The organism is Paraburkholderia sp. CNPSo 3281 (genome assembly GCF_024206515.1).
Taxonomy (GTDB): Bacteria; Pseudomonadota; Gammaproteobacteria; order Burkholderiales; family Burkholderiaceae; genus Paraburkholderia; species Paraburkholderia nodosa.
On sequence record NZ_JAMBPS010000104.1, the window covers coordinates 1 to 12,024 of the forward strand.

Consider the following 12,024-nt stretch of genomic DNA (forward strand, 5'->3'; position numbering starts at 1 on the left):
GACCAGGCGTTCCCGTCTAACCGTCTGCTCGCCTCGGCCACGCTCGACCGGCTGCGCCACAACGCTTATTGCCTCGTGCTCGACGGTCACTCCTATCGAAGCCCGCGGCACCTTCCGGAGCATCACTTGAACCTTGCAAACGCGACTTAAACGGCCCATTCTTAAACCACAAAGATGCTCGTTTCTACCCACTTCTGCTGGCGCCTATATGCCGGAAATACCCGGCTCCTTTATGCCGGAAGGTGACACTAGCACGCGCACGCGCCGAAGGAAAGAAGCTGGGGCGGCACGATGCGCTCACCGACACACAGAAAGCAGAAATCCGCGCTCGGCTCGCCAAGGGCGAAACAGCGCGTGGCGTCGCAAAAGACTATGGTGTATCGCATCCAACTATCTTGAAGGTTGCTGCACCGCGCTAGTTAGTTACCGCCGAAAGAAGGTAGCGGACGGCGGCGCACTGCCGAAGTGCTGCCGACCTCAATTTTTCAATCTCCCAAAATCCCCGGCCGCAAAACGAACGTTTACATCGACCTCGTACCAGTTGACACTGGCCTGACCAGCTCGAAAAGGGCTGAAAACGGAGAGGGAGGACCTCTCTCCGCCAGAAATGGTGAAAAAACCAGAAAAATTAACGACTTGCGTGGTTTTTCCCGACCGAAAAATCAACTATCAAATATCGGCCAGAGTGCGTTTTGCTCGCTTGTCTGAATGTCGGCGTCGAGGGGCTGCGCACGCGGCCACGGGGCTGCGGACGGGCGGACGCGAGCTTGCGCTCGTTTCCCCGCGCGCATCGCCCAGGCGCGAAGATATGGACGTCAATGCGGCTGCTTACTCCTATCGGCTTGTTCACGAAGCGGCCGTCACGCTGATTGCGAATCGCAGTTAGCGAAAGCGAGGAAGCTGTTTTGTTGGTAAAAAAGTGGTCAAGCCGCTACTTGCTCCGAGATGATCCGTTGTGCATAACGTTCGCTCGTTTTCGGTCCGGTCAGCTTGATGTTCATCGATCGGCCTCAAGCACCGAGACCAAATTGCCGTTAACACGCCATGAACCCTTACTCTCGAGAGGATGCGTGATGCGTGATATCTACAAAGTTGCCGTGGTACTTTTCATCGGTGGGGCAATAAACAGTGCACACGCAGAGTCGTCGCCCACAGCTGGCGCACAATGCGATAAATGGGGCGAACAAACGTCTATCGTTACCTCGCCCATGTTGATTTGCTCCCACGGAGTTTGGAGAGAGCAATCCACGCTCAAACAATATGCTACGGTCTTCGTTATCCGCTACGCAAATGGCAATGTAACGCAGCCAATCCCGCAACTTGCTCTATCCGGAACGCCGTCTTTCGGCCAGCAGATCACCCGGCAAGGCAATGCACAATTTGGTTATGGCGCGAAGTTGGCTGTGACCGAAATTGGAACAGATGGAACGAAGGCCAGAGTCGAGGGAGTGCTCGATCATTGGGCCGGTGCACAACCCATCACGACACAAATCGACACAGAGGTCGAACTGAATAAGGATCGGCTGGTTGCGACCGAACCGGATGGCACGACCTACACGCTGATCGTCCAGCAGTTGCAAAACTAGCGCAGTTGCAGGGCGGGGCTTTGTCGAGGCACTTTTTCAGAGCATCCGGTAGTCTTGAACTCACCGTAGCGCGAAAATTCGCGCTACGCAGCCACACAAGGGGGGCGACGTGCCCCGCAAATACAAGGTCTGCGGAGCATTCCCCTCATGTCACCGTCGAGGCGTCCGCGAAGCCGTCAGATGCCGCATATCGCCCCACTACATCTTTACGGCTTCAATGCCGGATCGCAGTCCTGCTCGCTATTTCTTTGCCCCGGTCTTTTGCTGACCGATAGGCCCATGAGGCGCCACGGGGGGGACTGACGAGCCGCACCTGCCCGGCAACTGTCATTAGCTAGCCCGGCCTGAATAATTCGTTTTGCGCGGCGCTAGCCCTCATGTCTTGAGGGCGACAGATGAACCCTCCACTTAGCTGAACGCCTCAAGTGCTTTTATTATCTCGCAGAATTTTGAGATAAGACCGGTCGGCGTCCCGTTGCTTCCACGTCTCGGCAATGTGATTGCTCAGCGCCGGGATGTCCGTTTCGAGAGTGGAAGGCCACATAGACGGGTTGTAGTCATATACACGCAGCATGTGATCGATATCAAAGATAGGCGCAGTCCCTTTTGCGCGAATGAGACATACAGGTTTATCGAACGCGATGCGCATGCCAAGTTCAAAAAGGACGTTCGGATTGTGTTCTGTCAAGTCAACTATCACCAAATCTGCAGAATCCAGATCGTTAACGATGGTCGATTGGATGACTTCGCTACCTGCTTTCTTTGCCGTGCGGGCGTTGAAATTCGCTTTTACAGCCGCAGGTGTAATTAGGTGCTTCAGCACTTCATCGAAATAACCTTTCGGGTAGTTCGAGGTTTTCTCAGAAAAGGGCATTGCAACGAATGCTACCAGTGTGCCTGAGTCCGACGACTCACCGAGAATAATCGAATCACTCTGTCCCGCAGGGCTGGACATCTTGCTGCTACCTTGCGCAGTCGTCGGTAGCTCACCTGTCTTTTCTTTCAGGTAGGCGATATTTTTTTGAAACAAATCATAAAAATCGTCCTGAAAACGCTCTTCAACACCGAATTCAGTCTTGAGCGTGTTCTTCAGATATTGAATGTCCGGAAGGTTCTTTCCTTGGTAATAGTCGTACACCTTGGAGAACAATGCGACATTTCGGAATGCGGTAGTCAACGCCTCAGAGAATTCCGCAGGGCTCTTCGGGTAAACAACTTTACGCCCCAAATCGGTCAGCTCGATCTTCGCAGTATCACGCGTTCCGATCGTAATTCCGTAGTCTCGCGACGCCGCGGTCAGGTAGTAAAAGTTAGTACTGGCACCCATCTTCAGCGCGGCCGCAACTTCTTTAGGCGACCACGGGTTGCCTGCGTTGTACTCACGGATGACCGAGGCCAAGTCACAGCAGTCTTTCAGACCGTATACGGGAAACGTCCGTTTCGATACCGCTCCGCGAAATCTTCCTCCGGCTGCAGATGAGGGCTTGCCTTTGGCCGCCTTCTTCGGAGTAGCTTTCTTTGCAGCAGCGTTTTTGGCTGCAGCCTTTTTTACACCGCCTGCTTTCTTGCTCTCGTGCTTGAGATGCGCATCGGTAGTGGTGGTTGCATTCTCTGGCGATTCAGATGCTGCGGCCGCGCCCACCTTTTTCGCCGCCAACACATTATTTTCGGAAACGTCCTTGTCCTCTTCTTTCATATCGTTACCCCGTTGGCTTCCGTAAGTGCTGACAGGCCAGAATCAACCATACGAAAAGGTATGGTAATAGTTGCGCGCTGTTTCGCATAGGGTACGGACAGGTGGCATACAATTATGCATAACGCAGATAGCGGGCATAAACGCATCCGGTCCTGACATTCAGGTCAGGACGCCTCTCTGACAGCGTCAGCGCACGCGCGTTTGACCGTGGCGGTGTCGACGCCGAACTTCTCCGCAGTCTCCCATATGCTCGCTCCGCTTTCAGCGCGCCATGTAGCGAACGCCGATGCTACGCGCGCAGACGCGTTTATCGTGCGCCCTTCATCCTTCAACCGTCTCTGGTGAATACGACAGTGTGAAAGGAACGCAGGCGGACCCGCACGCCAAAATTAAGAAGCTCGTCGGATGTACTGCATGTCTTGCAGAAACTCCGATCCGGGTTCAATGCCTGTAATCAGCAATTGGTCTCGTGCCCGCGTGCATGCCACATAGAGCAAGTTCCGCTCCGTGTTATACACCTCTTCTAGATCAGCTTTGTCAGCCACGGATTCGACGCGCTCTTGCAACGGCAAAACTTCATCGTCGCAGGCCATTACCGCGACAACCCGGAATTCCAGTCCCTTGGCCAAGTGCATCGTACCGATGTTCAATAGGTCGGGCGCTGCCCCGGGCATCGCAGTGATCGCTGCCAACCTGTCATCAAGTACCGCATACCCCAAAGCGGCACGATTGGCAGCTGCTTGCGCCCTCCCGATTTCAGCATCGGAGCGGACGAAAAGGCCGATATCACGCGCCGGCGTGCCTTCTGCGACCCGCGCCCGCAACCAGTCTGCTACGGCATGAATCTCTTGTTCTTCGTCGCCGAAAAGACCGATTGCTGGCTTCGGCCCATTGAACACCGAGACCGTGCCACACCGATCCTCCGTGTTGCCGTCCACATCCGACACTTCCGGGCCCAGTAGACGATCGGCTTGGACGCGAATCTGATGCGAGGTGCGGTAGTTGACGTGCAACGTGCGAGAGCGTCCGCGCACGTCCACGCCCAGTGATTTCCAAGAGAAGGGCGGCTGGAAGATGCGTTGTCCCAAGTCGCCTGCGAAGAACAAACCGTTGGGAGTGGTGCCCGCCAGCGCCGTCAGAAAGCGTAACTGCGACACGCTGATGTCCTGCGCTTCGTCGACCACTACGTGGTCAAAGACTGGGGTCTGGCCAACTGCCGACCGCTGTAGTTGTGCTTGTGCAAGCTGCGTGAACAGTCGTGCCCAAGTTGTTAGCCGCCGTCTCGCCAGCTTGGCATGTAGAACTTCGAACACCTGCCACAGTGCAAAACGTTGTGCCTCCGACAACCGGATTTTTCGGCCCAAACGCTTTATGTCACGGTAGTCGTCCCAATTGTCAAGCTGCCAGGCATCGACCATTTCCTCCCATTCGTTGAACAGAAATGAGAAGCTGAACTTCAAGCTTCCCAAATTTGGCGCGCACTCGGCCCATGAGGTCTGCATCAGTGCACGTAGTTCTTCACGCGAGGCGACCTGCACTTGGCCGCACTGCGCCTGGTACAGTCGCCGACCGATGAAGTTCAGCGACAGCACTTCTAGCCGCTCCGCCAGCCGCGGCTGGTTGCTGATTAAGCGCCGAAGCTTATCGTGCAGCGCGTATGCAAGCGTGTCCGAGAACGTGGTCAGCAGGACGCGGCTATCCGGATGATTGCGCGCCAGAAACACAGCCCGGTGCAAGGCGACGATGGTCTTTCCCGTGCCTGCAGAGCCCGCAATGCGGGCCGGTCCGGAATAGTCCCGCTCCACCAATTGCAGCTGGGCAGGGTGTAAGAAGATCGTCCACTTGTCCCAAGGAAATTCGAGGGCGCGCTCCAGCTCTTCCACATCACGCATCACGCGGAATCGACGCTGCGCGTCGGGGTGCGCGAAAGGATCGGCGTCCGCGGGAGCGGCCATTGCGAACGCGGGGCTACCACCTGTTGCTAGTTCAAGCAAAGCCTCAACCGCTTCAGCAGGCAGGTGATCCGCCAGAGACAGCAAGGCGTCCTCGTCTGCAGCGCGTACATCGGCCAACCACTCAGCCGGCACGCCATAGGCCGACAAATCGTCGTCAGAACAGTGCGCGAACAAGGCCGGCTTTGTGGGGAGAAATGCCGACGACAACGGCACCTTCTGCGCCGAAGGTACGACTATGTCTTCGACCCGTTCACGAATCTCCACCCACTGCGCGGCACCGGTTGTTGGGTGCACCTCCAGTTTGCGGCGTTCGGCCCAGCGATAGGCCTGATCGTGGTGCGCTACATAGCAGAGCAAAAAACTCGACGCCGTGCGATGCACAATCAACCGCAGATCACGACTCATCCGCGCCGACCAGAAATGCTTGTCTTTTGATTGCTCAATCTTGTGCAGCTGCATGCCGGGGTTTACCGGATTCATTTGCAGATCGAAAGCCGCCGTCTTGACGAGCTTCTGCTCCTCGCCGGTCAGTCGGGCGAGGCTGTCGGTAAAAGTGTCGGCGATGCGAAAGTCCATGCGAGTGGGCTCCTGTTGATCAGACGATCGGCCAAATCTTCACAGCGTCCTTCGCAAAAGCGATCAGCCGAACGTATTCCAGCAGGTCGCCAAACCTTTCTTGCCAGAAAGGCGACGCTGGGACTCCGGAATGACGTCCGGCTCGCGTTATCCATGGTGCAATCGTCGGATTGACGAACATGAACTAATCCCTGGCCTTCTTATTCTCCAATCCGGAATACTTTCATCACTTCATCCCCTAGGTGATTGATCACCTTCACAGCAATACGCCCCGATTTCGGCTTGTCAAACGGTCGCGAGGTGTCGCTGTTGAGCGTAGCCCAAGCGTCGAGGTCGATCTCCGCTTTGAGGGTGGTCCTGAGGGATTTGTAGGGGTCGTTTGCGCCCAAGAAGTAGGCGTGGCGGACGAAGAAGCTTTCCTCGTTATAGTCGGTGTCGATGAACCAGCATGCAATGCCTTCTGCCCCATCGCTGCGCACCTCGCCAGTGTTGGGGTGGAACACGTCCACGCCGTTCACCTTCGCGCGCACCTGGTCCTCGCCACCGAACGGGCCTGCATCGAGGATGTCGATGTCGGGCTCGCCAAAAATCACGAACAGGTTCCCCTTGCCGGTGTTCTTCAGATCCTCGGCCATGTGCAAGTCGGCGTTCATGCGCGCCTTAAGAACGGGGATGCGACCAAGCTTTTCGAACTCACTAGAATGTGCGTCGTAGTTGAAGGCGCAGGCGATCAGCACGTCGAAGCCGGCATCGCCCGCTTCACGCGCAGCGGCGACCAAGTCGGGGCGGGCCACAGTGCCGAACTCAGGGCCAATAAAGATTGCCGCACGCTTCTCGACCTGCCCTTCTGCATAGCGGCCCTCGGCGCAAACCAGATCTCCAGGCCAAGGAGTGAGCAAGGTAAAACCGATCTTGTCCTGCTTGTGTGCCTGCTGCACGCCGGCCGTTTTGAGGTTCTCCAGAATAATCTGGACGAAGTTACGTTCGGCGTTGTACTCCGCCTGTCGCTCGGCGACTTGCACGCTCGCCGGGTCGATCAGTTCGTCATCCGCGCCCACAGCCAACACGCGATGGGGCGAGAGGCTTTCCACCGTAAAGGGGCCGGCCACGCGCACCTTCTTCCTGTCGTAGTAAGGCTTGTCGTAAAGGTACTCAGACTCCGCCTTAGCTGCAATAGAAGCGTCGATCTCCTTCTGGCGAGCAACGCGCTGCTGCCACCACTGCGCGTGCAGGCGCCTCGCCTTTTCTGGCCACTTATCATCAGCCTCCCGCGGAATATTCCATTCCTCCCATGCCTCACCGATTGCCTTGTTGAGCGCCGTCCGCAAGGGTTCCAGCACCTGCTGGTACTGCTCCCAAATCACGTCTATCTCAGCATTGTTAGCGATGGACCTTAGTGTGATGTGTGGCACGCGCTCATAGACGAAACCTTGGCGCACGTCGCCATGCACGGGCGCAGTGGAGGGCACACTGCGTGTGATCTCGGCTTCCTTCAACTGGCCTTCGCGGCTGTCGGCCAGCAGGTAATAGGCGTAACGCGCGCCCATGATGCGGGCGCGTGCGAGCGCGAGTGCGACACGCGAAGTGTCGATGGTGATCCAGCGGCGGCCCCATTGCTCAGCGACGTATGCAGTGGTGCCGGAACCGCAGGTGGGGTCGAGGACGAGATCTCCGGGGTCGGTGGTCATCAATACGCATCGCTGAATGAACTTTTCAGCGGTTTCCACAACATATCGCTTTGATTGAGCTGCGGGCTTATCCGTCCACACGTTCTCGTATTGAGAATAGGGAAAGTCCCTGTGATACTGCTTGTAGTAAGGGTCTTTGCCAAGTATAAAAAGTCGGTTTGCCTTGGCTACTCGCGCCATACCCTCCGAATTGCTCGACCAGCTCTTTCCGCCGGGCGGTGGAAAATTCCGACCAAACAATGACAGAGGAAACGTGCAACTAGGTGTGAAGCCGGAAGACGTCGCATTTCTCCGGCGATACACTGAGTTCAAAAATTCCTCATTGGAGCGGTCGATAGAGCCTTCAGAAAGATCCAGAGAGTCGCTGAAACGATACTCTTTGTCGCCACTGATATCCCGATCTCTGTAAAGCCCGCGGAACTTGAACTTCGACACATCTTTGGCAAACCAGACAAGGAAGTCGTACACACGAGCCACGCCAACCTGTCCCAATGGGTCCGTTGTCTTGAACGAAATCTGAGCTACTAGGTTTTCTTCCCCAAAGATCTCATCCATCAACGCACGGACACGGTGGAGGTTCTCGTCCCCGATTTGAATAAAGATCGATCCCGACTCGGCCAGCAGATCCCGAGCTACTGTCAGCCGGTCGCGAAGATAGGTCAGATAGGAATGGATGCCATCGCGCCAAGTGTCGCGGAAGGCCTTCACTTGTTCCGGCTCGCGTGTGATGTGCTGAGCGTTGCCGTCTTTCACGTCGCGGCTTGTGGTGCTCCACTGGAAATTGCTGTTAAATTTAATGCCGTAGGGCGGATCGAAGTAGATGCACTGAACTTGGCCGCGCAGGCCCTCGCGCTCAGCCAGCGAAGCCATCACCGACAGGCTGTCGCCGAGGATCATGCGGTTGGCCCAATGGGCGTCGTGCTGGTAGAACTCGGTGCGCGCATTGTCGCTAGGCAGGCCGTTGAAGTCGGCGAACAGGTCCACCTGATCGCCGGACCGGCCCTTGCCGCGCTCCTTGGCTTCGCGCTGCCGCTCGGTTTCGCGCCGCAGATCGTCGATAAGCACCTTCGGGTGCACCTTTTCTTGGATGTACAGCGGCGGAGCCTGCACTATAAGGCTCGACCAGTCCTGTTCGTCCTTGCCGCGCCAGACGAGTTGCGGATCCATGTCGCGATTGCGCCCAGCCTTTTCTTCCTGCAGGCCTTGGCTGCCCGCGCGTTCATATGCCACGGGCTTGGGGCTTTGCTCATCCTTTGCCATGACCGACTGGTATTCGGCCGTGGGGATGTTTTTCCGCGTTGCGCTTTCGTGTTTGAGCGTGTCTACGACGAGGGGTGCTTTGTTACTTTTGGTGGCCATTTCAGGTTCTCGTGCGATGCCAATAGTTCATTCGCCGGCGATGTGCATATTGCAGCCGACGTGACCAACTTCGACCACCGCGCCACTAGAATGGAGGTGCTTTGAAAGAAAGCACCACTTGGATGGGTGATCCATGGTCGCCCCTTGTTGTTGTTCAGGAAGCTCTTCGTCCATTTTTTTGCGGACTTTTTCCATCAAGCCTTCAATATTGCTTTTCTTGACGTAAGCAATCACCAGCCCTCTGCATTCACGGCCCGTGCTGTAGCCAAGGAGCTGCTTTACCCCTTGGAGGTGCCATTCAGGGCCGTCGTAGATCTTCGCCTCGCCCAACTTCGTCCGCGTGAGGTGACCGTCACGAATTTTGATGGTGATGTCCACGTGGCCGTTGGAGTGGAGCTGCTGACTAACGTCGAGGCCGGGGACTTTCAGCGCCAAGGCCAACACCGCCGTCAAGCCGTCTTCCTTCAATAGCGCGAAATTTTTACTGTTGGCCTCAAGTTCTTGCACGGCACGCCCCAAGTGGACGTCAAAGGCCTTTTCAAAGACGGCGTCGTCCTGACTCAACAAATCTAGGTACTCCGGCGCCTTGCGCAGTATCAACTCACCGAGCTCAAACGCCGTACTCTTGGACACCGTCATCCTCGTTCCCCCGCTCTGCCGTTGGCCCGCCATGACACGCTGATCGACGACGCCCAAGCGCGCCAGTCGCTATCGCTCATGGTGCCTGCTTCCCGCCATGCTCGTAGGCGTTCGACGACTTGCTCCAGGACTACGGGCGCACCGTCCGCAGTCCGTTGAAGTCGCATACTAAACTGACCGAATCGATCACCAGTGAGCATGGAAAGCACCGAGAAGACATCCAAGTCGTCTCGGTTCAATGCGCGTGCGGCTTTATCTACATCCACGAGGTCGATAAAGCCGTCTTCTCTCTGCGCAACCAGACTCCAAAGCATTTGTGCCACTGCGGAAACCCAAGGGTTTGCCTTGGCGGCAGGTGCAAGCAATACTTCAGCGCAATTGGCAGCTTGCGTCCATGCTGTGAACTCTCGCTCGGATGCCGACTCGATCATTCGAGCAAATGCTTCGTCAACGCGTTCACGAAAGTCGTCTTGCATTTGCCAAACATCCACGAATTCGGCAAAGGCCCAGCGCCCATGGGTGCCCAGCCGGTTCACGCCGGGGACCCAGTGGGTGAGCATGGTTTCCTTCTTGATCTTCGCGTCTTCGCCACGATAGCCCTTGATCTCGACGACCAGGTTTAGCAAGTCTTCATCGCCGTGGCCGTCATCCACGCGCACAATGAAATCGGGGCGATAGCGATGGGGTTCGCCGTCCTTGCGGTACGGCACCTCCAGCCCAAGGTTGTGGTTTTTCACGTAGGCGCGCACGCGTGGGTGAGCCTCGGCCACGCGGCAGAACTCAGCCTCCCAGTCACTGTCGAGGATGACCCAGTTGATGTGGCAACGTGGCCCGGGCGACTGGCCCTCAATGACTGCGCCAGTGGTATCCCAGCGTTCGGTCTTCGACGTATTAAAGCTCACATGGCGCGTGCTGCCCACCGGGTTGTAGGAGTCGGGGACCGCTTGGATGGGCCGCTGGTCAAGGAAGGCGCGGGTAATGCCGGCATTGATGCGTTCGCAAGCGTCGTCGGCCAGCGTTTTATATTTTAGTTGTGCGGGGTAGGTGCCACCCTTGCAGTCCAAGTAGCCTTCCAGCCATTGACGGGCGATGCGTTTGAGCTGACCGAACAGATGCAGCTGTGGCTGCCCATCAGCGTCGCGAAAGCGAGTCAACAGAAGATGGGAGGTCAACTCATACACCACCTGTGAAGGGCGAACGTCACCTGTGTGAACCAAGTTCAAGTCCACCTGCTCTCCGATGATGCCGGACTGGCGTGTTTCGGTGGCACCTACCAGCGCGGGCGTGAGCTCCATGCGCGAGTCGTCCGTGAACTCCGCGCGCAACTGTGTTTCGGGCAGTTCCACGCGGTAGCCCTGCACGCGCGGAAAGCGGATCTCCAACGCCTCGCGTTCTCGCAGCGCCTTTACCTGGATGGTTTCACGTGGTTTTTGCGGCGGAGCAACGACAGGTTCGGCGTTGAAGTCAAAGGGAATGCCTAGCACGTCGGCGTATTCGACGTTGAACAAGCCCTCACTATTGAGTTCGTAAGATTGGCGGCGCAGTGCGCGGCCGATTACTTGTTCGCACAACAACTGCGTACCGAACGCGCGCACGCCTAACACATGGGTAACGGTATTGGTGTCCCAGCCCTCGGTGAGCATAGAGACAGAGACTACGCAGCGGATGGAGTCACCCAACCGGCCTGCCTTGCCGACGGTGTTCATCGCCTCGCGTAGCAGGTCTTGGTCGGTGATATTTTGGCCGGCCTGGGCATCGCCGGTGCGTTCGACGATCTCGCGGCGGAAACGGTCGATCTCATCGGCTGCCATGCTCCGGAAACTATCATCTAACGCTTCGCCGGACTCCAACTGTTCGCTGTCAATCAACAACGTGCGCGGTCGACCGAGCGCATTGCCGTAGTCGTCCTGATTGCGAAACAGCGGCAACCGACCAGGTTCGTGTGTACCGTCTGCACGTGTAAAACCTGAGATGTAGTCGTACACGAGCTTTGAAGTTGCGGTGTTATTGCATACGACGATAAAACAAGGTGGCACCGCGATCTTGGCTTCCTGCCAGAGCGCGAATGTCTTTTCGTAGTGGCCATACAGGGCTTCCAGCGCGGTCTGCAATTGTGCTGGTAGCTCGAGCGGGTTCAAGCCCTCCGTTTTGCCTCGTCCTTTCTTTGGCATCTTGGTGCGTATGTGTTCCCACAGGTTGCGGAACATCGGCATCTCAGCACCGGGAATGTTGTCGGCGACAGGCACGCGTGGTAGCTTGACGATGCCGCATTCGATGGTGTCACGGATCGGCGTAATCGAGCCGGGGATGATCGGCGTAATGAGGCCACTTGGAATGGCCCCGAAACGCGATTTCGAAGGGACTCAAGAATGCGTTTTTTTGCCTGATTTTGCAACCGCGTTTTCGCCGTTCTCGGGCATCGGTTTCGGCTTGCGGAAGCTCTCACCCTCAATGACGACACGGTAGGCGCCATGCCGTAGCCGATCGAGCGTGGCAGCTCCGAGGATGCGGTTGTCGGGGAACGC

At 56.9% G+C, this 12,024-nt stretch carries 5 protein-coding genes and 2 pseudogenes; 1 reads left to right on the top strand and 6 read right to left on the bottom strand.

Going from position 1 to position 12,024, the window contains the following annotated elements; genetic code table 11:
- Positions 1–1,073: 1,073 nt before the first annotated feature.
- Positions 1,074–1,586, top strand: a complete 513-nt coding sequence (locus M3I56_RS39570) for a hypothetical protein (RefSeq protein WP_254358513.1) — start codon at positions 1,074–1,076, stop codon at positions 1,584–1,586.
- Between the two features lie 421 nt (positions 1,587–2,007).
- On the opposite strand, the gene M3I56_RS39575 is transcribed toward M3I56_RS39570, so the two are convergent.
- The 6 genes and pseudogenes from M3I56_RS39575 to M3I56_RS39600 all read right to left on the bottom strand — a co-directional run.
- Entirely contained in the window at positions 2,008–3,282 is a 1,275-nt protein-coding gene (locus tag M3I56_RS39575; RefSeq protein WP_254358514.1) for a hypothetical protein, read from the bottom strand.
- Positions 3,283–3,446: 164 nt separating this feature from the next.
- Positions 3,447–3,569: pseudogene (locus M3I56_RS39580) on the bottom strand (recombinase family protein); the annotation flags it as partial.
- Between the two features lie 102 nt (positions 3,570–3,671).
- Positions 3,672–5,813, bottom strand: coding sequence for a UvrD-helicase domain-containing protein (locus M3I56_RS39585; protein WP_254358515.1), 2,142 nt, complete (start codon positions 5,811–5,813; stop codon positions 3,672–3,674).
- Positions 5,814–6,013: 200 nt separating this feature from the next.
- On the bottom strand, positions 6,014–8,860 hold the full coding sequence (locus tag M3I56_RS39590; RefSeq protein ID WP_254358516.1) for a site-specific DNA-methyltransferase: 2,847 nt from the start codon (positions 8,858–8,860) through the stop codon (positions 6,014–6,016).
- Positions 8,861–8,887: 27 nt separating this feature from the next.
- A complete protein-coding gene (locus tag M3I56_RS39595) occupies positions 8,888–9,493 on the bottom strand; it encodes a hypothetical protein (RefSeq protein WP_254358517.1) in 606 nt (201 codons plus the stop codon).
- Positions 9,494–9,495: 2 nt separating this feature from the next.
- Positions 9,496–11,787 (bottom strand): annotated as a pseudogene (locus M3I56_RS39600) (restriction endonuclease); the annotation flags it as partial.
- Positions 11,788–12,024 lie beyond the last annotated feature (237 nt).

Excerpts from the sequence above, each read along its gene's own strand:
- M3I56_RS39570 (WP_254358513.1), top strand. The coding sequence starts at position 1,074 with ATGCGTGATATCTACAAAGTTGCCGTGGTACTTTTCATCGGTGGGGCA.
- M3I56_RS39575 (WP_254358514.1), bottom strand. The coding sequence starts at position 3,282 with ATGAAAGAAGAGGACAAGGACGTTTCCGAAAATAATGTGTTGGCGGCG.
- M3I56_RS39585 (WP_254358515.1), bottom strand. The coding sequence starts at position 5,813 with ATGGACTTTCGCATCGCCGACACTTTTACCGACAGCCTCGCCCGACTG.
- M3I56_RS39590 (WP_254358516.1), bottom strand. The coding sequence starts at position 8,860 with ATGGCCACCAAAAGTAACAAAGCACCCCTCGTCGTAGACACGCTCAAA.